This window comes from Nannocystis exedens (genome assembly GCF_002343915.1).
GTDB lineage: Bacteria > Myxococcota_A > Polyangia > Nannocystales > Nannocystaceae > Nannocystis > Nannocystis exedens.
The window spans coordinates 10,605,496-10,627,716 of record NZ_NETK01000001.1 but is presented as its reverse complement, the minus strand read 5'-3'; the positions used below and the strand labels follow the sequence as shown (position 1 = coordinate 10,627,716).

Here is a 22,221-nt window from a genome sequence, read left to right as displayed (position 1 = left end):
AGACCACCGCCCGCTCACGCGCTGGCTTCGCGGTCGAGCAGCTTGCGCTTGCGCTCGACGCCCCAGCGGTAGCCCGACAGCCCGCCGTCGCGCTGGACCACGCGGTGGCACGGGATGGCGACCGCCAGCGCGTTCGCGGCGCAGGCCTGGGCGACCGCCCGGACCGAGCGCGGCGCGCCGATCCGCTCGGCGATGTCGGCGTAGCAGACCGTCGCCCCGGCGGGGATCGATCGGAGCGCCTGCCACACGCGCTGCTGGAACGCGGTGCCGCGGACGTCGAGCGGCAAATCGAGGCCGAGCCCGGGCGCCTCGACGAACGCGACCACCGACGCCACCTGGCGCTCGAACTCCGGGTCGCCGCCGATCAGCTCGGCGCGCGGGAACCGGTCCTGCAGGTCGCGCACCAGCTTGTCCGGATCGTCGCCCAGCAGGATCGCACACACCCCGCGCTCGCTGGCCGCCACGAGGATCGATCCGAGCGAGCACTCGCCGACGGCGAAGCGGATCGCCGTGGCCGCCCCGCCGGCGCGGTAGGCCGACGGCGTCATCCCGAGCACCTGCTCGGCGCGCGCGTAGAAGCGGCCGCCCGAGCCGTAGCCGGCCCCGTAGATCGCCTCCGTGACCGTGCTGCCGCGCTCCAGCTCCTCGCGCAGCCGGGCGTCGCGGCGGGCCGCCGCGTAGGCCCGCGGGGTCAGGCCGGTGATGGCCTTGAAGATCCGGTGGACGTGGTACGCGCTGAGGCCCGCGCGCTCCGCCAGGGCCGTGAGCCGCGGCGCCGTCTCGGCGTCCTCGATGTAGCGACACAGCGCGGCCACCATCTCCGCGTGCAGCTCGGCCTGCGACTGCCCGCCCGGCTTGCAGCGCTTGCACGCGCGGAAACCTGCCGCCTCGGCCTCGGCCACCGAGGCGTGGAAGGCCACGTTCTCCGGCCGCGGCGTCCGCGAGGCGCACGACGGCCGGCAGTACACGCCCGTCGTCACGACCGAGTAGAAGAAGCTGTCGTCGGCGGCCGGATCGGCCGCGACCACGGCCGCCCAGCGAGGGTCGCTGACGACGGCTGCCGCGCGCGCTGCGGACTTGGTGGACATGGCGCTCGTGCTCTCCTGTGCTGTGTTCCGGCGGACCCGCCCGCCGCTTCCGTCACGCTAGCCGGTCCGACGGCGCAGGGCACTCCGGGTCTTGCTGTCGCATTCGCCTCGCGCAGACGACGCCGGATCCGCCGCATTCGCCGACCTCGCCGCACCGTCACCTGTCGCAACGGACATGTCGTCTCGCCTCGCGCGCGGCGCCCGCCCGCCCCTGCCGGCCGTGGTTGCGCGGGCCCGGGCCATCGCGCATCCTGCAGACGAGGCCCGCCGTTCGGCGGGCTTCATTTTTTTTCCCGAGGCCATCGCCATGAAGTCCGTCCCACCGATCACGATCTCTCGCCTCGACCTCGGCCGCCTCAAGCGCCTGCTCTCGAGCCCGCTGGTGCGAGGCACCGACGCCGCCGACGCCCTCGACGACGAGCTCGAGCGCGCCGCCGTCGTCGACCCCGAGGCGCTCCCGCCCCACGTGGTGTCGATGAATTCGCGCGTGCGCCTGCGAGAGCGCCGCAGCGAGCGCGAGCTCGAGCTGACCCTCGTCTACCCCGACGACGCCGGCCCCGACCGCGTGTCCGTGCTCGCCCCGGTCGGCAGCGCCCTGCTCGGCCTCTCCGTCGGCCAGGACATCGAGTGGCCCCTGCCGGGCGGCCGGATCGCCGAGCTCACCGTGCTCGAGATCCTCTACCAGCCCGAGGCCATGGGCGACCTCGACCTGTGAGGCTCGCGGGACATTGTCCGAAGAGCATGTCCTTCAAAACATGCTCTTTTGCACATATCGCTTCGGACATGTCCCCGGGTCCACCCTCTACGCCAGCTCCGCGACCGCCTCGCGCTCGCCGGGGAACAGCTCGAACACGCCGCTGAGCTGCGTGATGTGCAGGATCTCCAGCACCTTCGGCGGCACGCGGCACAGCGCCAGCCGGCCGCCGCCGTTGGCCGTCGCCGAGTAGGCGCTGACCAGCGCGCCGATCCCCGACGAGTCGATCGCCGTCACCCGGCCCATGTCGATCACGACGTTGCGCGCCCCGCCCTCCAGCGCCGCCAGCACCTCCTCGCGCAGGCGGACCGCGCCGGCGCCGATCGTGATCTTGCCGACCGCCTCGAACACGCTGGCGTCGCCGTGTCGACGGCTGGTGAGGGTCATGCCGGCCTCTCGCGGCTCCGGATCGTAGGCCCCGCGCGGCGGGCGGGCGGGGTCCTGCAGGCGCGTGGACATGGTCACCGTCGTCCCCCCGCCGGCGCGGCGGTCGTGGACCACCTCGTCCATGAAGTGGCGCATCAGGAACACGCCGCGCCCGCGCGGCTCCAGCCGGCGCGTCGTGTCGCGCGGGTCGGCCAGGCGCTTGCCGTCCCAGCCGGGGCCCTCGTCGTGGACGCGCACGACCAGGCGGCCGCCGCCGAGCTCGACGGCCACGCCGACCTGTTTGCCGGGGTCCTCGCGGTTGCCGTGGACGATCGCGTTGGCGACCGCCTCGCGCACCGCCGCTTCGGTGCGCCAGCAGGCGTCGTCGTCGACCCCGATTCGGCGCAGGAAACCCTTCACGGCCTGCGACGCGGACTCGACCTCCACGCGTCTGCTGGCGATTGCGAGGCAGAGGTGTGCTGACCCATTCACGGCGATCCGTGTAGCACCGTGTCGCGGGCGTGCAGACGCAGGCCCACCGCGCGTGGGCGAGCGCCGGCGCGGCCGCCCGGCCCTCGCTCGTCTGCGACGGCCTCGTACCGCCGCGCCGCCGCGGACCGCCGCGCCGCCGCGCCGGCCCATCGGCAGGGCCTCGCCCGACCTGCGCGGGCCGCGACCGCGAACCGAGCGAATGCATCGAGTCCTGGGGCGTGCCTGGAGCCGCTCGTCGCGGGTGACATGTCCGTTCGGACATCCGCGCCCGGGGCCGGCTGGCGGGCCCGTGGTGGCCGGTGCCGGCGCGATCCATCACCGTCGCCGCCGGCCTGCCCGTGATGTCACGCCCCGGCCCCAGCGGCCGCGGCCGCTCGCAACCCGCGTAGCCTGGGAGGATGTCGGCCGCCTCGTCGTCGCTCGCGTGTCTTCGCGTCGCCCTCCTCCACGCCCTCGGCCTCACCGCCGCCGCCGGGTGTACCCGCCCGCCGCTCGGCGACGACCCCGGCACCGCGAGCGGCACGAGCACGGGCGCCACCACCAGCACGGCCACCACCGCCCCGGCGACCACCGGCGTCCCCTCCGACCCCACCACCGGCGCGGGGACGACGACCACCACCACCACCGGCGCCGGCACCACGCTCGTCACCACCTCCACCACGGGCGTCGACAGCACCGGCCCGGTCGCCACGACCACCGGCCCCGTCGAGCCCGCGACCACCACGACCACCACCACGTCCGGCACCACCGACGAGACCACCACCGGCACCACCGGCCCGGCCTGCGTCAACCTCATGGATCTCGGCGACGAATTGATGCCCGCCGACGTGCTCGAGATCCCCGGGTGCGAGAATTACAACGCCTCCGACTGCCATGATTACCTGCGGATCTGCGTGCCGCTCCCGGACGGCCTGCAGAGCTGCGACCAGTGCGCCCCCGACTGCCTCGGCCCGCTGCCCGAGCTGTGCCCCGACTTCGGCTTCACGCTCGCCTGCGGCCCGCTGTCCGTCGACGGCCAGTGCTGTCACGTCGTCGAGTACAGCTGGAACTGCACCGACGGCCGGCCCTTCCTGGTCGAAGGGACAGCTCGCACCGCCGCCCCGACGCGCCGCCGCGACTGGCAGGCCGACGCCCCCGGCCCTTCGCCCGCCTTCCTCGCCGCCCTCGATGCGGCCGCCCGCGCCGAGCTGGCGGCGCTGTGGACCGCCGACGCCCTCGCCGAGCACGCCTCGGTCGCCTCGTTCGCGCGCTTCACCCTGCAGCTGCTCGCCCACGGCGCCCCGCCCGGGCTGGTCCAGGAGGCCTGCGCCGCCCAGCTCGACGAGGTCGCGCACGCCCGCCTGATCTTCGCCCTCGCCGGCGACTACGCCGGCGCCCCGGTCGGTCCCGGGCCGCTCGCCACCGACGACGCCCTCGGCGGCCCCGGCGACCTGGCTGCCGTCGTCGCCGCTGTCGTCCGCGAGGGCTGCGTCGGCGAGACGCTCGCCGCGGCCGAGCTCGACCTGGCCGCGAGGACATGCGAAGACCCGGCCCTCGCCGCCACCTTGCGGCGGATCGCCGCCGACGAGCAGCGCCACGCCGCCCTGGCCTGGCGCACCGTCCAGTGGGCCCTCGCCCGCGGCGGCCCGGCCCTGCGCCGCGTCGTCGTCGAGGCGCTGGCCGTGCGGATCGCCGCGCCCCCGCCCGACCGCCTCGACCCGGCGCTGATGCGCCGCCACGGCCGCCTCCCGGCCGCCGAGCGGGTCGCCCTGGCGGCCCAGTGCATGCGCTCGGTCGTGATCCCGTGCGCCCGCGCCCTGCTCGACGACCTCGCCGTCGGGCGCCCGACCGCCGACCTGCCGGTCTGACGCGAACGCGGCCGGCGTGCGCTCGCGGCCGACGTCTCCCGCGCGCCGCCGGCTGGCTCGCAAACGACAGTCGCCGGCGGAACGCGGCGCCGCAGCAGCCCGGGCGCGCCGCGAGGTCGAGGAGCCGAAGGTGTCGCGCCGCGACCGCGAGGTCGCCGGAGGTGTCGCCCTTCAGGTCTGCGCCGGCGCTCCGCACGTCCCGCGAGTTCTTCCCGCGCGCGTCCGACTCACGGGCCCTCGCGGCAGTCCGAGACGCACCCGCCCTCGTCCCAGGTGATGCCGGCGTCGCCGAGCTCGCACAGCGCCGGCAGCACGACCGTGCTGGTCTCGTCGTCGAGCGGGTTGTCCCAGACCTCGAGGACCGCGCAATTGTCGACCAGCCACGGAGCGTCGGCGAGCGGCGCCAGCGAGGTGATCGCGTTGCCCCACGCGACCACCTCGGTCAGCGCCTCGTGACCGGCGAGCGCGTCGAGGTCGACGAGCGCGTTCTCCGAGGCGAAGAGCCTGGTCAGGGTCGCCGGGGCCACCGGCACGAGCTCGGTGATCGCGTTGTTCTGGACGCCGAGCTCGGTCAGGTTCGTCAGCGCTTCGAGCCCGGCCAGGCTGGTGATCGCGTTGAGCCGCAGCTCGAGGGTGACGAGCGTTCCGATCTGCCCGAGCGGAGCCACGTCGGTCAGCGCGTTGTCGACGAGGCGCAGGTGCTCCAGCGCCGGCAGCCCGGCGAGCGGCGAGACGTCGACCAGCTGGTTGCGCTCCGCCTCCAACGACCGCAGCGTGGCCACGCCTTCGAGCCCCTCGAGGCTGGCCAGCGCGCAGCCGTTGACCACCAGCTCGCGGAGCACGGGCGCACCGCTCAGGCCCGCGAGGTTCGGCAAGCCGCTGCCGCTGTTGACGAGCCGCAGCGTGCGCAGCCCGGGCATCTGGCCGAACGGCTGCAGGTCGGGCAGCTCGCCCTCGCCCGCGAGGCTGAACGTGACGTCGGCCAGCGCGGGATGCCCGGCGAGCGGCGCGAAGTCGACTGGCACGCTCTCGCGCAGCGACAACCTGCGCAGCTCCGGCAGGCCGGCGAGCGGGCTCAAGTCGGCGGCCTGGGACCCCGCCAAGTCGAGGTCCTGGAGCTGCTGCAGACCCGCGAGCGGTCCGAAGTCGGACACCTGCGCGTTGTCGAGGCCGAGCGTCGTCAGGTTGACGAAGCACTGCAGGCCCTGCAGCGACAGGATGGGCGTATCCTTCACGCCGCCGAACAGCTGCTCGACCTGCTGCGCCTGCGCCGGCGAGATCTCGGCCTCGTCGATCAGCCCGAGCAGCTCGCGGACGGCGTCGAACAGGACGGGATCGGGGATCACGAACGGCTGCTCGCACTCGCCGAGGGGCCCGGTCGTCGGCGCCAGCGTGTCGCTCTCCACGGTCGTGCTCGTGTCGGTCGGCTCCGGGCCCGTGGTCGTGGTCGTGGTCGTCTGCTCCGGATCGCCGGTCGTGCTGCCCTGATCGTCCGTCGTGGCGCCGCCGCCCGGTGCCTGACAGGCCGCGACGAGCAGACCGACGGTGGCGAAGCATGCAAGGTAATTCATGGCCCGATCGTCGCACAGATCGAGGCCGTCTCACCACCTCGCTGCGAACGACGACCACCGCCGACGCGGCGAGCGGCCGCACGCGGTCTTCCGCCCTCGGATCGGGCAACTCGACGACAGCCCCCGTCGCGCCCGCCGCGGCTCGCCGGTGTTACCATCGCCGCGTGCGCGCCTCCGTCGCCGCCTCGCCTTCGCCGCGCCTCGCCCGCCGCCCCGGCTCCGCCCTCGCGCGCATCCTCGCCCTGCTGCTCCTGTCCTCAGGGACAGGCGCGTGCAACCGCCCCGCGGCCGACGAGCCCGCGCCCGCCGCCGCGCCGGTCGCCGCCGCCGATCAGCCCTTGCCGGCCCCGGCTCCGCCGGCGCGGGTCCGCGGGCGGAAGGTCCTCGCCGAGGTCACCTCCCCCTATTCGAAGATCCGCGTGCAGCAGAGCGGCACCAGGCGCACGCTCGGGTTCATCCGCAAGCGCGGCGACGAATACGTGCAGACGATCGTCGACCTCGCGGACCCGGACGTGCCCGCGCACCCCTACATCGAAGCCATGGCCGCGCCCTTCATGCTCGTCGACGATCCGCGGCGGCTCCTGGTCGTCGGCCTCGGCGGCGGGACCCTGGTCCGCTACCTCCATGCACGCGTGCCGGCGGCGCACATCGACGCCGTCGAGATCGATCCGGAGGTCGTGCGTCTGGCGGCCGAGTGGTTCGGCGTGGTCCCGGGGCCGCGGCTGCAAATCGTCACCGACGACGCCGTGCGCTTCATCGCCGGCGAGGGTGAATCGTACGACGTCATCTGGCTCGATGCCTTCCTCGATCCCGGCGCCCCGGGCACCGACAACGCGGGCGTGCCCGAGGAATTGCGCGGCCTCGGGTTCCTCCGCCGCGTCGAAGCCCGCCTGAAACCCGGCGGCGTCGCGGCGTTCAACATTCATCATTTGACCGGCTACGACGCCCACGTGAATGCGATCGCCGAGGTGTTCCCGCACGTCCAGGTGGTCCGCCGGTCCGGCACCAACGAATGGATCGTCCTCGCATCGACGGCCGACGCGGCGCCGACCCCCGAGGCCCTGCGCAGCCGCGCGGCCGCCCTCGACGCGCTCGGTACCTGGAAGATCTCGTTCACCGAGCTCGCCGAGGCCACCTCGGCGTGGGAGCGGCGGCCCTCACTCTGAATCCGGCTCGCGGGTCACAGGCCGCGCAATCCACGGCTCGCGGCTCGCGCGTAAGCGCACGGGCGTCACGGCGTCGTCACGCCTCCGTGTCAGCGCACGTCGGCCCGGCGGAGGCGGTGCGGCGAGCTGTGATAAGACGGACCGAGGGAGACTCTAGCGTGATCCGGAAAAGCCCGCTCGCCGCCACGTTCGCCGCCTTGACGCTCACCGCCCTCGTCGGCGCCTGCGGCGACTCTGCCACCGAATCCGCCTCCGACGGCACGACCACGGGGTCGACCGGCACCACCGACGAGCCGCCGACCGGCACCGGCACCACCGCCCCGACCACCACCACCACGGGGGACACGAGCGACACCACGACCGGCCCGGTGCTGCCCGAGCCCGACCCGAACGTCGACTGGCCGACCCTCGAGTGCGACCCGCTCGACCCCAATTATTGCCTGTTCCCGTTCCCCAACAATGTTTATACCACCGCCGACGCGACCACCCCGACCGGCCGCCGCGTCGCCCTCCCGCGCAATTCGCTGCCGATGTCGACCGGCGGCATCTTGCCGGAGACCGACGTGTTCGCCGAGCTCGACGGCTTCTCCGGCGGCCTGCCGGGCATGGTCCACATGCCGGGTGCCACCATTACCGGCCTGCCCGGCCCGTGGAGCATCGAGATCTCGGTCACGCCCGACAGCCCCACGATCATCCTCGACGTCGACACCGGCGAGCTCGTGCCGCACTTCACCGAGCTCGACATGTCGCACGGCGACGACGCCCGGCGCACCCTGCTGATCCGCCCGGTCACCCGCCCGCGCGACGGCGCCCGCCTGATCTACGCCGTGCGCAACGTCGTCGACGCCGGCGGCGAGCCGCTCGCGCCCTCGCCGGCGTTCGCCGCCCTGCGCGACCTGACCCCGTTCCCCGACGACCCCTCGATCGACGCCCGCCGCCCGCTCTACGCCGACATCTTCCAGCGCCTCGAGGCCGTCGGCGTCACCCGCGACGATCTGCAGCTCGCCTGGGACTACACCGTCAGCAGCACCGAGAACACCACCGGGCGGATGCTCCACATCCGCGACCACGCGCTCGCGCAGGTCGGCGCGGCCGGGCCCGCCTACGAGATCGAGACGATCACCGAGGATTGCGCCGAGTTCATCGCCCTGTGCGTCGAGGGCGAGATGACGGTCCCGCTGTACCTCGACAAGCCCGAGTCGGGCGGCCGCATGGTCCTCGACGACGCCGGCCTGCCGACCCAAAACGGCACCGCGACCTACCCGTTCACCGTCCTCATCCCCTACAGCGCGTTCGAGGCGCCCTCGGCCCCGGTCGGCTACGGCCACGGCCTGCTCGGCAGCCGCTCGCAGGTCAAGGCCAGCGAGTTCCGCCAGTTCGCCGAGGACTACAACTACATCCTGTTCTCCGTCGATTGGGTCGGCATGGCCGAGGACGACATCGTCACCATCGTCGGCGCGCTGGGCGGCCACCTCCATCAATTCGCGGCGGTCCCCGACCGCGGCCAGCAGGGCATCCTCAACTTCATCCTCGCCACGCGGATGATGCTCGGCGACTTCGCCACCGACCCGGCCCTGACCTACCAGGGCGAACAGGCGATGTTCGACACCTCGGCCGCGTACTACTTCGGCAACAGCCAGGGGGGCATCTTCGGCGCGTCGCTGATGGCGGTGCAGGTCGACGTCACCCGCGGCATGCTCGGCGTCCCCGGCCAGCCGTACAACCTCCTGCTCAACCGCAGCGTCGACTTCGACAGCTTCTTCTCGATCGTCAAGGGCGCCTACCCCGACCCGATCGACATCCAGGTGGTGCTCGGCCTGGTGCAGATGCTGTGGGACCGCTCCGAACCCAACGGCTACAGCCATCACATCCGCGAGCCGCTGCCGAACACGCCGGCGCACGACGTCCTGCTCAACGTGGCCATCGGCGACCACCAGGTGACGACCCTGGGCGCCCACGTCATGGCCCGCGCGATCGGCGGGGTGGTCAACATGGGCCCGGTCAATCGCTCGATCTGGGGGATCGAGGAGGTGGAGGGCAGCCACTCCGGCTCGGCGATGGTGGAGTTCGACTTCGGGCTGCCGCCGGAGCCGACGGTGAACGTGCCGATGAAGGAAGGCGACGACCCCCACGGCGGGCCGCGCAAGCTGGCGGCGGCGAACGCTTCGATGGACAAGTTCTTCCGCGAGGGCGTGGTCGAGACGTTCTGCGACGGGGCCTGTGATCCGGACTGAGCTGCGCGAAGCTCGGGTGTTTCATGGCATGTCCTTCGGGGCATGTCATGGCTCGTCTATCGGCTACTCGACGCCGATTGCCTACGAGGAGAACTTTACGACGGACAGGCGCCGACACAAGCGGCGTAAGAAAAGTGCTCACTTTTTCGGAGCAATCCCATGGCCGACCTAGCGCGTTCTCACGTCATCGATGGTGCAAGCAAACGCGCCTACCTCGCGCTCCTCGCCGCCGAGCGGGGTCCGGAGGTCGTCGCGACGCCGGAGATCGTCGTGTCCCTCGACGCCGAGGCCGTCGCGGACGTGGAGCGCGAGCTCGGGCTGCGCTTCGATCCGGCGGTCCTGCTCCTGTTCGCCGTCGTCGACGTCTTCGGCATGTACGATCTCGATCTGGCGCGGCTTCCCTCCCTCCGGAATGAGGCGGAGGCGGCTTCCGTGCCAGCATCGCTCGTCCCGCTGGGCCGCGATGGGCACGAATGGATCTGCGTCGAGCGACGCGCCGCGGCGGCGCGGATCGTCGTGTACCTGGATGACGACCAGAGCCGGAGATCGCTGCCCGTGGCCGACTGGCTCGACGAGGTCGTCGAGCAACACCTCCACGGGTCGGATCCGACGGACGCCGAGCGCCGGGCGCTCGAAGCGTGGATGAAGAAGGCGACGCTCGAAGTCCGCATGACTGCTGCGGATCGAACGCCACGAAGTTTCTGCCGCGTGAGGCATCCCAAGTTCGGAGAGGGCGTCGTCCGACGCGAAGAGCGCAGCGGCGCCGATACGAAGCTGGAGATCGACTTCGGCCAAGCCGGCGTACGTGTCCTGCTGAGCCGCTTCGTGGAGCGCCTGCCGTCGTAAGCGCCCGGCGATGGGCGTTGTACAGTTCCACGGCACATCGCGACGTGGTCGACCTCGGCGTCGCCGACGGCCTCGCCTACCTCATCATGGAGCACCTCGAGGGCGAGAGCCTGCACGAGACGCTGAGCCGCCACGGGCCGCTCGAGGATCTTGAGCGCGACGTAGCGCGTCCCGTCGCGATCCTCCGAATGGGCGGTCCCGGGGAAAGTAGCGATCGGGCCTGCGCCACACCTCGATCGGCGTCGCGCTCGCCTGCCAGGCGAAGGGCGCCAGGTACGAGTCGCCGCCGACCAGCATGCGCTCGCCCGGGCCGCCGCCGACCCACGTCGTCGACCCGCGCATGTATTCCTCCACGTGCCCGAGCCAGGTCGCGCCTTCGCCGAACCACGTGCTCAGCACCATCCCCTGCGGAACGCTGACGCCCGTGAGGCCGCTGCTGGCCACCGGCCCCACGGCCATCCCGGGACCGTCGGGGAAGACGTCGAAGAACGGCAGCGCCGTCGGGCTCGAGAAGTTGCCGTCGCCGTCGTTGCGATGGACCAGCACCGCCGTCACGGGCGTACGCGCGAGCGCGTCGAGGTCGCCGTCGCCGTCGTGATCGGCGAGCTCGAGCCAGTACACGCCGGCGCTCGACGGGCTCGAGGAGACCAGCTTCAGGGTGCCGTCGCCCTCGCCGCGGAGTACATGCAATGCGCGCTCGCCCGTCACACCCGGGCTCACGTCGCCGCCGCCATCGACCACGACCACGTCGCGGCGCCCATCCGCGTCGACATCGCCGCTCGCGAGCGCCCACGGACGGGTGCCCGCGGGATACTCGCGCACCGCACTCGCGCGCGGATCGACGACCGCGACCGTGCCCGCGGCCGGCAACGACGCGATCAGCTCCGGCGCGCCGTCGCCGTCGAGGTCGGCCCCGCGGAGCGCCGCCGGCTCGGCGCCGAGGGCGATGTCCCGCCGCCGCTCGAGGCGACCGTCGGCGTCGACCCGAAGATCGCCACCCGCGATGGTTCGGCCAGCGCCACCGCCACCTCGCGCGGGAGGGCCGCGAGACCGACGGGCTCGCCCTCGAGGTACAGCGCCGAGCGCCTGGGGTCGTGCGCACCGCTGCCATACCCGAGCGTGAGCTTCCGGGCCTCGCGCGACAGCACCGCGCTCTCCTCCACCCCATCGCCGTCGACGTCGAGCAGCACCGCGTCATCGACGGGCGTCGCCACGATCCGCCACCGGCCCTCGCCCGCACACAGGCCGATGGCCGAGCCGCACGGGCCTTCGCTCCCGCAGGCGAGAACGGACGCCACGAGCGTCGCGCCGGCGGCGGAACCGAAGTTGCGCGATGTCGACCGGGGGCGACGAGCCATGAAGCCGGGAGAGGGTGAACGACCGTGCCGCTGCGAGCCAGCGAGGGAGCCGTGGAAGACCTCGTCCGCGCCCGTGACGACCACGAGCCGCGCCGAGGTCGTCCATCGTCACGCATCGATGTCGGCGACCTCGAGCCCTGCCCGCGTCGTTCGCCGCGCGGTCGTCCCGGCGGTGATTTGACCGCGCCCGAGGCCCGCGGCATCCTGGGTTGCGCGTGTCCGACCCGTCGCCCGCAGACGACGTGCTCCTCGCCGCCTGGCTCGCGGGCGACCGCAAGGCCGGCTTCGCGCTGTTCGAGCGCCACTACGACGCGGTCGCGCGGTTCTTCCAGAGCAAGGTCGGCGACCAGGGCGGCGACCTGATCCAGCGCACCTTCCTCGCCTGCGTCGAGCAGCTGCCGAACTTCCAGGGCCGCGCCAGCTTCCGCTCGTACCTGTTCGCCATCGCCTACCGCCAGCTCTGCCGCCACTTCCGCGACCGCGCGCGCGAGCAGCAGCGCCTCGACTTCACCAGCGTCTCCGCCGAGGACCTCCAGCCCTCCGCCACCGCCGCGATCGGCCAGCGCGAGGAGGTGCGGCTCCTGCTCGCCGCGCTGCGCCGGATCCCGGTCGAGCTGCAGGTGCTGGTCGAGCTGCACTACTGGGAGGGGCTCACCACCGGCGAGATCGCCGAGGTGCTCGGCATCCCGCCCGGCACCGTGCGCACGCGGCTGATGCGGGCACGCGAGCAGCTCGACGCGGTGATGCAGCGGATCGCCGAGTCGCCGTCGCTGGCGCACAGCACCCAGTCCGGGTTCGAGCGCTGGGCGGCCGAGCTCGGCGCCCCGCTGCGGGCCCGGCGCGGGCCGGAGCGGCGGTGACCGGGGCGCCTGAAAAAAAATTCGACCGACCCGGCGAGCAGGACGGCGACGACGGGAACCACTCCGGTGGAGCCCAGCCGATGCCGATCCCGCCGTTCGACCGCACCTTCCAGTTCACCGACGCCGACCCCACCGGCCCCGACGCCGGCCTGCCGCGGCCCGAAGTGCGGCGCACGCCCGAGCTCGAGGTCGTGCGCGTCCGCCTCGCCGACGAGCTGTTCGGCGTATCGATGGCCCCGCCGCGGATCGGGCGCTTCCGCGTGCTCGGGCTGCTCGGCCGCGGCGGCATGGGCGAGGTCTACGCGGCCCACGACGACGAGCTCGATCGCCAGGTCGCCGTCAAGCTGCTGCACACCTCGCGCGAGGCCGGGCCGCAGGCGCGGGCCCGCATGACCCGCGAGGCGCAGTCGCTGGCCCGGCTGTCGCATCCCAACGTCGTCCAGATCCACGAGGTCGGCGAGCACGCCGGGCAGGTCTACGTCGCCATGGAGTTCGTCGACGGCCACGACCTGGCCCACTGGCTCGCCGCCCTGCCCGCCGGCCCGCGCCGCTGGGAGGCCGTCCTCGCGGTGTTCGTCGCCGCCGGCCGCGGGCTGCAGGCCGCGCACGAGGCCGGCCTGGTCCACCGCGACTTCAAGCCCGCCAACGTGCTGGTCGGCGCCGACGAGCGCGCGCGCGTGCTCGACTTCGGCCTGGCGCGCTTCTTCGGGGACCCGGAGGATGACCGCAAGAACATGTCCGAATCGCCAGGTGACGTCGCCGACCTCACGGCCACCGGCGCGCTGCTCGGCACCCCGGCCTACATGGCGCCGGAGCTGTTCACCGGCGGCGCCGCCAGCCCCGCGAGCGACCAGTACGCCTTCTGCGTCGCCCTCTACCAGGGCCTCTACGGCCAGTGGCCACACGCCGGCGAGACCCTCGCCGACCTCGTGGCCGCCAAGTCCTCCGGCGTGATCGCGACGCCGGTCGATCGCCGCGGCGTGCCCGGCTGGTTGCACGCCGCCGTCGTGCGCGGGCTGCAGGTCGCGCCGGCCTCGCGCTGGCCGTCGATGGCGGCGCTGCTGCGCGAGCTCGGCCGCGACCGGCGGGCGGCGGCCCGGCGCACCGTGCTGCGCATCGCCGGCGCCGCGCTGGTCGGGCTCGCGGGTTTCGCCGGCGTACAGGCGTGGCAGGCCGCGCGGGAGGCCGAGCGGGCCGACCGCGCCGAGCTGCAGGCCGAGCTGCGCGCGGCCGAGAGCGAGCGCGCGCAGTTCGAGCGGGCCGCGATCGCCGCCGCCGAGCAGGCCGCCGAGGTGCTGCGCCTGTCCTCGACGCCAGGTCGCGAGCGCGACGCCCTCGTGCGCGGGGTCCAGCTCGCCGCGCCGCACAAGCCCGACTTCGGCGGCGCCCCGGCGATGGTGTTCGACGGCCTCGCGGCCGCGCTGCCGGCCCTGATCCCGTACGCCACGCTCGACGGGGGGCACGGCGCCGTCGGCGTCGCCTTCTCGCCCGACGGCGCCCGCGTCGCCTCGCTCCACGTCGACGGCTCGCTGCGGCTGTGGGACGCGAGCATCGGCGCCGAGCTGTGGGCCACCCCGCGCGTCGACGGCGACACGAACGCCAGCCAGTTCAGCGCCCTCGCCTTCGACCGCGCCGGCGCTCGCCTGCTCACCGACGGCGCCGGCCCGCGCGAGCCCTCGCGCTGCACCGTGTGGGACGTCGCCACCGGCACGCTCGCGCGCGAGCTCCCGAACTGCGGGTCCCCGCGGTTCGCCGCCGACGACACTCGCATCGTCGGCCGGATCGCCCCCGACGACGACGATCGCGGCCTCGCGGCCTGGGACCTCGCCACCGGCGCGGTCGCGTGGCGCCTGAACGGCAAGGACCTCGGCGACTGGCTGCTCGCCCGCGACGGCCGGACGCTGCTCGTCGCCCGCGACGACAACGCGATCGACCTGCTCGCCGTCGCCGACGGGCGCCGCGTGGCCCGCCTGCCACCTGTCCCCGGGGCCAGGCCGTCGCGCTTCAACCGCCTCGGCCTGGCCGCCGGCGGCGACCGGCTCGCCGTCGCCGAGGCCGAGGGCGAGCTGCGCCTGTGGGACCTCGACGCGCGCCGCCTCCTGCGCTCGCTCGGTCCCGCGCAGGGCACGCCGCGCTTCATCCGCGACGACACTCGCCTCGTCCTCGACGGCGGGAACCAGCGCCTCTACGACCTCGGCAGCGACCAGCTCCTCGCGCTGTGGCCCGAGCCCAGCCTCGGCGTCGTCGAGCTCGCCGACGACACCGTCGTCTCGCACTTCGGCGACGAGCTCTTCCTGCGCAGCGGCGACACCGGGCGACTCGTCACCCGCACCCGCGGCCACCGCGGGTTCATCCGCAGCGCCGCCGCCTCGCCCGACGGCACCCGCTTCGCCACCGCCAGCGACGACGGCACCGTGCGCCTGTGGCAGACCGGCGACCCGCGGGTGCTCCGGCGCCGCCAGCCGCCGCGGGGCGAGCGCGTCCTCGCCTTCGACGACGCGTTCTTCGCCACCGTCGACGCCGCCGGCGTCACCCGGATCCGCACCGACGGCGACGCGCCCGTGGCCACCGTCCCGGCGTTCACGGGCATCTTCGGCGTGCCGCGGGTCGTCCGCACCGCCGCCGGCTTCCTCGTCTGGCCGGTCGCCATCCGCCCGCGCGGCGAGTGGTCGATCCGCCTGCTCGATCCGGAGACAGGCGCCGAGCGGTTCCGCCACGTCGTCGTCGGCACGGACGACGCGTGGCTCGACGTCGTGACCGCCCACGCCCGCGACGCCGACCGCGTCGCCGTCGTCCAGCGCGACGGCTCGCTCGCCGTGTTCGACACCCGCACCGGCGAGCGCGCCTGCACCCTCGTCGGCGACGGTCCGGCGCTGACCGCCGCCGCCTTGCGCGACGACGGCCGCCTCGCCGCCGCCTTCGACCTCGACGGCAACCTCCTCGGCTGGGACCTCGCCACCTGCGGGCGGCTCTTCAGCGTCCCCACGCCCGGACCGAAAGAACATGTCCGAGAGTTCAGGTTCGTGGGGACAGGTTCGCTGCTGGTCCAGCGCGGCGGGCGGACCGCCGTGCACGACGTCGCCAACGGCCAGGTCGAGCTCAGCGTCGAGGTCCCCTGCGCCGCCGACCACTACGGCGACTCGGATCTCTCGCCCGACGAGACCCGCCTCGTCACCTGGTGCTACGGCCCGGGTCGCGGGTGGATCCAGGACGTCCCGAGCGGGGAGCTCGTCGCCACCCTCGAGGGCATCGACGCCTACGGCGACGTCGAGGACCGCTTCTCGCGCACCGGCGATCGCCTGACCGTGTTCGCCGACGACGGCGACGTGCTGGTGTGGAACGCCCGCACCGGCGAGCTGCTGCTCCGGATCCGCGACCTCGACAAGAGCGACTGGCACCTTCCCCGGCTCGCCGACGACGGCCTCAGCGTTCACCTCCACCAGCGCAACGGCGCCGTCCTCACCCTCCCCGCGACCCGCGCCGGCACGTTCGCGGCCGCCTGCAGGGCCCTCGCCGCCACCGACGCGCGCGCCGAGGTCGAGCGCGCCTGCGGCGGCGCGTCGGGGTGATCGCGGTAAATGTCCCGGAGGGCATGTTCACAAAGACAGGCCAAATCATCCACCTCCTACGCGCCGCGGCCGGCGGAGCGCCGCGACGAACTTCAGCAACGCACCGAGCCGTCTGCGCGATGGGGTCATGCGGCGACGTACGGCATACGCGGCCTCCGGTGAATGCGCCGAGTTTTACCGGAGCACGGCGCGCCCGTTCGGATCGGCGCCGCCCCGATCGCCGCCTCGCGCCGGGGCTCGGGCGAGCCTCGCGGCCCCGCAGCGCCGCCGCCCCACGCCGGCTCGCGGGTGCCCTCAATACGGGCTCGCCGTCGGCCGCACGATCATCTCGCTGACGTCGACCTCGGGCGGCTGCTCGATGGCGAACAGGATCGCGCGGGCGATCGCCGCCGCCGGGATGGCGATCTTGCGGAACTCCTTCATCCCCTCGCGCGCCCCCGGGTCGGTGATGGTGTCGGCCAGCTCCGACTCGGTCACGCCCGGCGAGATGACCGTCACCCTGATATCGCCGCCGACCTCCTGCCGCAGCCCGTCCGAGATCGCCCGCACCGCGAACTTCGTGGCGCAGTACACCGCCGCGGTCGGCACCACGTAGTGCCCGCCGATCGACGACAGGTTGACGAAGTGCCCGCGCCTTTGCTGCTGCATCACCGGCAGCGCGGCCGCGATCCCGTGCAGCACCCCGCGGATGTTGACGTCGATCGTGCGGTCCCACTCCTCGACCTTGAGCGCCTCGAGGTTCGACAGCGGCATCACCCCCGCGTTGTTGACGATCACGTCGACGCGGCCGAACGTCGCCCTGGCGAACGCCACGAACGCGGCCACGTCTTCGCGCTGCGTCACGTCGAGCCGGCGGTAGCGGACCGAGCCGCCGTCGCCCGCGATCTCGTCGGCCAGCGCCGCCAGCCGGTCGGTGCGGCGGGCCCCGAGCACCACGTGTGCCCCGTGTTTGGCCAGCAGGCGGGCGGTCGCCTCGCCGATGCCGCTGCTCGCGCCAGTGATCAATACGACCTTGTTCTCGATTTCGGACATGGTGACTCTCCTGTCTGCGCCGGGCCGCCCGCGGGCGGGCGTGCCGGCTGCGCAATCACCATAGGAGCGGGCCTGCGGGCGCGTTAGCCTGTTCCTCGCCGCCTCTTGCCCGATCCTCCGCCGCGCGCCGACCGGCCCGTTCTTGCCGCCCCGGGGGCCCGCGAGTAAGCTCGGCCGATGGCGACCACTGCGCCCGGGACCGCCGAGCTGGCCGCTCAATTGCTGCGGCACACCTCCGGCGACGGCGTGCACGCGACCCCGATCCCACGCCTCTCGCTGATCCGCGCCGCGCGGCCCGGCGAGCCGCTCGTGCTGCTGCACGAGCCCGCGCTGTGCGTGGTGGCGCAGGGCAAAAAGCGCGTCCACCTGGCCGACGAGGTCTACGTCTACGACGCCTCGCGCTTCCTCGTCGTCTCGATCGACCTGCCGGTCACGGGTCAGGTCGTCGAGGCCAGCCCCGCCGCGCCGTACCTGTGCCTGCGCCTCGACCTCGACCCCGGCGAGCTGGCGCAGATGCTGCTGGAGTTCGGCCCCCCGCCGCCCGCTGCGCAGCGGCCCGCCCGCGGCCTCTACCTCAGCGCCATGACGCCGGCGATGCTCGACGCCGTGCTCCGGCTGACGCGCCTGCTCGACGCCCCCGAGGACATCGCCGCCCTCGCGCCGCTGGCCGTGCGCGAGCTGACCTACCGCCTGCTCAAGAGCGACGAGGGCTGGCGGCTGCGCCAGATCGCCGCCGGCGACGGCCAGGCCCGCCGGATCGCCCGCGCCATCGACTGGCTCAAGCAGCACTACGCCGAGCCGCTGCGGATCGAGGAGTTCGCCCGCGAGCTGCACATGAGCCCGTCCTCGCTGCACCACCACTTCAAGGCCGTCACCGCCATGAGCCCGCTGCAGTACCAGAAGCAGCTGCGGCTGCAGGAGGCCCGCCGGCTGATGTTCAGCGAGGCGCTCGACGCCACCAGCGCCGCCTTCCGCGTCGGCTACGAGAGCCCCTCGCAGTTCAGCCGCGAGTACAGCCGGCTGTTCGGCGAGCCGCCGGCGCGCGACCTGCGGCGCCTGCGCGAGACCGGCGGCCTGGTCCGCCCGGCTTGACCCCGGCAAGCGCCTGTCCCCACAGACATGCTCTCGAGGACATCCCGCGCGCGCCTGCGAGCCGTCAAGCTCGTCGACTGTCGCGCCGTCGTCACCGGCGTGAGCGCCGGCGTCGCCCGGACCCTCTCGACCCTCGACCAGGCCCCGCGCGACCTGCAGTGCCTGCCGACCCTGCGCGAGGGCCTGCGCCGCTGCCTGCTCGCGCGCAGCGAGGCGCAGCGGCCCGCCGCGGTAGCCCCGGGCCGGTGATCGACGCCCTCGCCGAGCCGTGACGCGTCCTGGGACGACGGCCCGGGCGCCGTCCTCATGACCTGGCCGAAGAGACCCATTGACATGTCCCTTCGGACAGCCACCGATTCACCGCCGCCGCGGCGCCGGGAGCGTCGACGCCGGCGCCGCGCCCGGCGTCACGGCTGGCACAGCCGCAAGCGCAGCCGCGGCGCCGTCCCCGACTCGCGCGCGTGCAGGCGGAGGCCGGGGTACGGCACGTGCTCCACGAACGCCTGGTCCATGAACGTCGACGAGCTCGGGACCACGACCACCCCGCCGGCGATCTCCGGCACCCACTCGCTCGCCGCGCCCAGCGGCGCGAGGTCGATCGGCAGCAGCCCCGCGTCCTGGTCCGGGAGCCCGTCGACGATCGCGAGCGGCGGCGACGTCCCCGGCGGCTCCGTCCAGGGGCTCTCGCACTCCCCGCCCACGGTCTTGCCGCACCCGAGGCAGGCGAACGACGCCAGGCCGTCGACGCACCCCGTCGCCGCCTCGTCCTGGCTCTCTTGCCAGATCGCGTCGGCGCCGAGCCCGTGGACGGAAAATCGCAGGTCGTCGAACAAGGTCCAGTCGACCTCGGCCGACAGCTCGAGGTGAGCGGCCTGAATCCATTCATTCGGGACCGGCTCGCCGGCGAGCAGCAGCGTCCCGTCCGCGCTCGGGAACTTCAGCGCCATCACGCTCCGCCCCACCACCGGCGCGGAGATGCCCCCGTCGTCGTTGAACACCTGCAGCTCCGCGATCGCGCCGAAGCTGAAGTGCTCGCATCGCAGCGCGGTGAACTCGGGCGGCGCAAAATCCACCAGCGGGCAGCCCTCGACGATCCCGCCGATCGCGTCGGAGAAGAACGTGTCGGCCTCGACCTCGATCGCCACCTCGCAGCACCCGTCCATGTCGACCGGGCAGAAGAACGGATCGCCGGTGGTCGTCGTCGACGTGCTCGTCGGCGCCTCCGTGGTGCCGGGTTCGGTCGTCGAGGTGCTCGTGCTCGTCGGCGAGGCCGTGGTCGCCTCGGACTCCGAACCGACCGTGCTCGACGTCGTCGTCATGGCCGTCGTCGACGTCGTCGTCTCCGTCGCGCCGCCCGAATCGCTCGAGCCGCTGTTGTCCCCCGGGTCGCCGCCGCCGCAGGCGAACGACCCTACCATCACCAGTGAAGCGAAGACGAGGCGGCGTGAAGTCATGGCGACAGCCTATCAGCCGGGGCCGCGCGAGTCGGCGCATTCACCCCGGCAATTGCAGTCGAGGCCGCTCGCCGCGGCGGGCCTCGGGGCCGCCGTCGCCGTCCCGCGCGGATCACCGATTCGGTAACTCGCCGCGCGGGCGCGGGCGCCCATTCGCGCGTCCGCGCCCCCCCAGCGCCGGCGAGACTTCGTGGGGCGTGCCTCATGGCTTGCCGGCGGCCCGCAGCGCCTCCGGAAGCCCCGGCACGTGCTCCGCGCCGGTCTTCACGATCAGGCTGGCGCCCTTGAAGTCGTCGCCGATCGGCTGGTAGGGCCCGCCGAGGCAGCGGGCCAGGAACGCCTCCGTGACCGCGTTGAACGAGATGTCGTTCTCGGGCCGGGCGAACCCGTGGCCCTCGTCCGGGTACAGCACGTAGGTCACCGGCAGGCGCCGGGCCTCCATCGCCGCGACGATCTGGTCCGACTCCTGCTGCTTGACCCGCGGATCGTTGGCCCCCTGGCCGATCAGCAGCGGCCGCCGGATCGCGTCGACCCGGTGCAGCGGCGAGCGCTCGCGCAGCAGCTTGCGCCCCTCCTCGGTGTTGACGTCGCCCCAGCGCGCCCAGAAGCGCAGCGCGACCGCCACCCAGTACGGCGGGAACGACTGCAGCAGCGTCTCGAGGTTCGACGGGCCGACGATGTCGACCCCGCAGGCGAAGGTCTCCGGCGTGAACGTCAGCCCGACCAGCGTCGCGTAGCCGCCGTAGCTCCCGCCCATGATCGCCACCCGCGCGGGATCGGCGATCTTCTTGTCGACCGCCCAGGCGACCGCGTCGAGCAGGTCGTCGTGCATCTTGCCGCCCATCTCGTGGTCGCCGGCGTTGATGAAGCTCTTGGTGAACCCGGCCGAGCCGCGGAAGTTGACGCTCAGCACCGCATAGCCGCGGCTCGCCAGCCACTGATGCTGCGGCTCGAAGCCCCACTGGTCGCGGTGCCACGGCCCGCCATGCACCACCAGCACCATCGGCAGCGGCGCGTTCGGCAGGCCGTCGCCGTCCGGGTCGGCCGCGAGCGGCAGCGTGTAGTACGACACCAGCTCGAGCCCGTCACGCGCGGGGATCACCACCGGTCGCATCTTCGCCAGCTTCTGCGCCGCCAGCTCGGCGTCGGCGGTGAACAGCAGCTTCGCCTGCCGGTCCTTGCGCTCGTACAGGTAATAGCGGGCGGGCCCGTCGTCGACGCGGTACTGCACCACCCAACGCCGGCCGTCGCGCGACTGGCTGACCACCGCGAGCTCGCCGTCGGCGACCGCCCGCAGCGCCGCCAGGTCGGCCTCGACCGTCTTGTCGATCGCCTGCCACTCCTGGCGCAGGTGCGTGAACGCGACCGCCAGCGGGCGATGCGTCTTGCGGTCGTCGATCCAGCCGCTGAAACCGGCCTTCGGGTGCTCGGCGAGCACCTGCTCCTCGCCGGTCTTGATGTCGCGGGCGACCAGCGCCGCCGTCTCGCGCCCGCGGCTGTCCTCGAGGTACAGCGTGGTGCCGGCGGCGTCGATGCCGAGCGGCATGGTGGTCCGCTCGTCCTCGATCCCGATCGCGAACGCCTGCTGCCACTGCTTGCCCTTCGGCGCGAGCATCTCCATGCCGCCGTCGGCGGTCGCCCGCATGGCGAAGCGCAGCTTGAAGTCGTCGTCGAGGACGAACACGCTGAGGCGCTGATCGTTCTTGAGGATCAGCCGGCGCTTCCCGGTCCGCACGTCGACGGCGTAGAGGTCGTTCCACGCCGGGTCGCGGTCGTTCATGAGGACGGCGACCTCGTGCGGCCGGCGGTCGCTGAGGTGCACGGGCACCGCGCGCACGTTCGGATACGGCGTCAGTTCGGTCGTCTTCGCGGTCGCCGGATCGGCGGCATACAGCCGCCAGTTCTCGTCGCCGCCCTGATCCTGCAGGTACAGCACGCGCTCGCCGCTGGCGCTCCACAGCGCGAACCGGATGCCCCGCAGCGTGTCCTGCGTGATCGGCCTGGCCTCGTCGGGCCGATCGGCGGGGCCGACCCACACGTTGAGCACCCCCTGCGCCGGCGCCAGATACAGCAGCTTTTGGCCGTCGGGGCTCAGCGCCGGCGCTTCGCGCTCCGGGTTGCCGAACAGCACCGCGCGCGGGATGAGCGTGGCGTCCGGACGGGCCTGGACCTGCGCCGCCGCGCTCGCCGGCGCCGGGCCCGGTGCCGAACCCGAGCCCGCCTCCGGCACCTGCGGCACGGCCTTTGGGCCGCACGCGAGGGCGCACGCGAGCGCGCCGGCGGCGAATCGGGATCCTCCGATCCGCCGAGGAGCGCGGCCGCGGCGGCGCCCGGAGGGATCGATGGGAACGGTCGGCTCGACGACTCGCCCGACGCCGCGGGTCCCCGCATGGAAAGTGAGGCCCGGCGCCGGCGCGCCGCCGATCGGGCGCCGGCGCGAGCGCCGGCCGAGCAAGGTGAAGATGTCGGGGATCCGCAGCTCAATCATCGCT

General features: G+C 73.5%; 17 protein-coding genes. 9 read left to right on the top strand and 8 right to left on the bottom strand.

The features are described from left to right. Positions 1-14: 14 nt before the first annotated feature. Positions 15-1,088: a bifunctional DNA-binding transcriptional regulator/O6-methylguanine-DNA methyltransferase Ada gene (ada, locus tag NAEX_RS41420; protein WP_096332978.1), complete on the bottom strand. Its 1,074-nt coding sequence runs from the start codon at positions 1,086-1,088 to the stop codon at positions 15-17. 307 nt (positions 1,089-1,395) lie between these two features. On the opposite strand from ada, the gene rnk reads away from it, so the two are divergent. Further along, on the top strand, positions 1,396-1,803 hold the full coding sequence (gene rnk / locus NAEX_RS41415) for a nucleoside diphosphate kinase regulator (RefSeq protein WP_096333898.1): 408 nt from the start codon (positions 1,396-1,398) through the stop codon (positions 1,801-1,803). Between the two features lie 87 nt (positions 1,804-1,890). Here rnk and NAEX_RS41410 read toward each other — a convergent pair whose 3' ends face one another. Continuing rightward, the gene (locus NAEX_RS41410) at positions 1,891-2,700 is read right to left on the bottom strand and encodes an anti-sigma factor antagonist (protein ID WP_170136448.1); all 810 of its coding nucleotides are present in this window, start codon (positions 2,698-2,700) and stop codon (positions 1,891-1,893) included. A gap of 398 nt (positions 2,701-3,098) precedes the next feature. Between NAEX_RS41410 and NAEX_RS52515 the strand changes: the two genes are divergently transcribed. Continuing rightward, on the top strand, positions 3,099-4,547 hold the full coding sequence (locus NAEX_RS52515) for a ferritin-like domain-containing protein (RefSeq protein ID WP_096332976.1): 1,449 nt from the start codon (positions 3,099-3,101) through the stop codon (positions 4,545-4,547). A gap of 227 nt (positions 4,548-4,774) precedes the next feature. Here the strand turns inward: NAEX_RS52515 and NAEX_RS41400 are convergent, their stop codons facing one another. Continuing rightward, complete coding sequence (locus NAEX_RS41400) at positions 4,775-6,118, bottom strand: leucine-rich repeat domain-containing protein (RefSeq protein ID WP_096332975.1); 1,344 nt, start codon at positions 6,116-6,118, stop codon at positions 4,775-4,777. A 164-nt stretch (positions 6,119-6,282) separates the two neighbouring features. Here NAEX_RS41400 and NAEX_RS41395 point away from each other — a divergent pair, with 164 nt between their 5' ends. From NAEX_RS41395 to NAEX_RS41385, 3 genes are all read left to right on the top strand, one after another. Continuing rightward, positions 6,283-7,284: a spermidine synthase gene (locus NAEX_RS41395; RefSeq protein WP_096332974.1), complete on the top strand. Its 1,002-nt coding sequence runs from the start codon at positions 6,283-6,285 to the stop codon at positions 7,282-7,284. Positions 7,285-7,442: 158 nt separating this feature from the next. After that, the gene (locus tag NAEX_RS41390) at positions 7,443-9,518 is read left to right on the top strand and encodes a hypothetical protein (RefSeq protein ID WP_096332973.1); all 2,076 of its coding nucleotides are present in this window, start codon (positions 7,443-7,445) and stop codon (positions 9,516-9,518) included. A gap of 159 nt (positions 9,519-9,677) precedes the next feature. Then, positions 9,678-10,364, top strand: coding sequence for an SMI1/KNR4 family protein (locus NAEX_RS41385; RefSeq protein ID WP_096332972.1), 687 nt, complete (start codon positions 9,678-9,680; stop codon positions 10,362-10,364). A gap of 84 nt (positions 10,365-10,448) precedes the next feature. Here the strand turns inward: NAEX_RS41385 and NAEX_RS41380 are convergent, their stop codons facing one another. Then, a complete protein-coding gene (locus tag NAEX_RS41380) occupies positions 10,449-11,186 on the bottom strand; it encodes an FG-GAP-like repeat-containing protein (protein WP_256254054.1) in 738 nt (245 codons plus the stop codon). Between the two features lie 56 nt (positions 11,187-11,242). Next, the gene (locus tag NAEX_RS49010; protein WP_177325936.1) at positions 11,243-11,578 is read right to left on the bottom strand and encodes a hypothetical protein; all 336 of its coding nucleotides are present in this window, start codon (positions 11,576-11,578) and stop codon (positions 11,243-11,245) included. A gap of 359 nt (positions 11,579-11,937) precedes the next feature. On the opposite strand from NAEX_RS49010, the gene NAEX_RS41375 reads away from it, so the two are divergent. Then, positions 11,938-12,582 (top strand): RNA polymerase sigma factor, encoded by a 645-nt coding sequence (locus tag NAEX_RS41375; RefSeq protein WP_170136447.1) that lies wholly within the window; start codon positions 11,938-11,940, stop codon positions 12,580-12,582. Beyond that, positions 12,579-16,151, top strand: a complete 3,573-nt coding sequence (locus tag NAEX_RS41370) for a WD40 repeat domain-containing serine/threonine protein kinase (RefSeq protein ID WP_177325937.1) — start codon at positions 12,579-12,581, stop codon at positions 16,149-16,151. The genes NAEX_RS41375 and NAEX_RS41370 overlap by 4 nt, the downstream gene beginning before the upstream one ends. Before the next feature lie 294 nt (positions 16,152-16,445). Here the strand turns inward: NAEX_RS41370 and NAEX_RS41365 are convergent, their stop codons facing one another. After that, positions 16,446-17,183 (bottom strand): SDR family oxidoreductase, encoded by a 738-nt coding sequence (locus NAEX_RS41365; protein WP_096332968.1) that lies wholly within the window; start codon positions 17,181-17,183, stop codon positions 16,446-16,448. A 177-nt stretch (positions 17,184-17,360) separates the two neighbouring features. Here NAEX_RS41365 and NAEX_RS41360 point away from each other — a divergent pair, with 177 nt between their 5' ends. Together NAEX_RS41360 and NAEX_RS41355 are read left to right on the top strand one after the other, a co-directional pair. Next, the gene (locus NAEX_RS41360; protein ID WP_096332967.1) at positions 17,361-18,275 is read left to right on the top strand and encodes an AraC family transcriptional regulator; all 915 of its coding nucleotides are present in this window, start codon (positions 17,361-17,363) and stop codon (positions 18,273-18,275) included. Between the two features lie 27 nt (positions 18,276-18,302). Continuing rightward, positions 18,303-18,524 carry an STAS domain-containing protein gene (locus NAEX_RS41355; RefSeq protein ID WP_096332966.1) on the top strand — a complete coding sequence of 74 codons (222 nt, stop codon included), beginning with the start codon at positions 18,303-18,305 and terminating at the stop codon, positions 18,522-18,524. Positions 18,525-18,682: 158 nt separating this feature from the next. Here the strand turns inward: NAEX_RS41355 and NAEX_RS41350 are convergent, their stop codons facing one another. Both NAEX_RS41350 and NAEX_RS41340 read right to left on the bottom strand, forming a co-directional pair. Continuing rightward, positions 18,683-19,729: a hypothetical protein gene (locus NAEX_RS41350; RefSeq protein WP_143140672.1), complete on the bottom strand. Its 1,047-nt coding sequence runs from the start codon at positions 19,727-19,729 to the stop codon at positions 18,683-18,685. Between the two features lie 202 nt (positions 19,730-19,931). Beyond that, positions 19,932-22,031 carry a S9 family peptidase gene (locus NAEX_RS41340; protein WP_420814181.1) on the bottom strand — a complete coding sequence of 700 codons (2,100 nt, stop codon included), beginning with the start codon at positions 22,029-22,031 and terminating at the stop codon, positions 19,932-19,934. Positions 22,032-22,221 lie beyond the last annotated feature (190 nt).

Coding starts and splice junctions, on each gene's coding strand:
- ada (WP_096332978.1), bottom strand. CDS start 1,088: ATGTCCACCAAGTCCGCAGCGCGCGCGGCAGCCGTCGTCAGCGACCCT.
- rnk (WP_096333898.1), top strand. CDS start 1,396: ATGAAGTCCGTCCCACCGATCACGATCTCTCGCCTCGACCTCGGCCGC.
- NAEX_RS52515 (WP_096332976.1), top strand. CDS start 3,099: ATGTCGGCCGCCTCGTCGTCGCTCGCGTGTCTTCGCGTCGCCCTCCTC.
- NAEX_RS41400 (WP_096332975.1), bottom strand. CDS start 6,118: ATGAATTACCTTGCATGCTTCGCCACCGTCGGTCTGCTCGTCGCGGCC.
- NAEX_RS41385 (WP_096332972.1), top strand. CDS start 9,678: ATGGCCGACCTAGCGCGTTCTCACGTCATCGATGGTGCAAGCAAACGC.
- NAEX_RS41365 (WP_096332968.1), bottom strand. CDS start 17,183: ATGTCCGAAATCGAGAACAAGGTCGTATTGATCACTGGCGCGAGCAGC.
- NAEX_RS41360 (WP_096332967.1), top strand. CDS start 17,361: ATGGCGACCACTGCGCCCGGGACCGCCGAGCTGGCCGCTCAATTGCTG.
- NAEX_RS41355 (WP_096332966.1), top strand. CDS start 18,303: ATGCTCTCGAGGACATCCCGCGCGCGCCTGCGAGCCGTCAAGCTCGTC.
- NAEX_RS41350 (WP_143140672.1), bottom strand. CDS start 19,729: ATGACTTCACGCCGCCTCGTCTTCGCTTCACTGGTGATGGTAGGGTCG.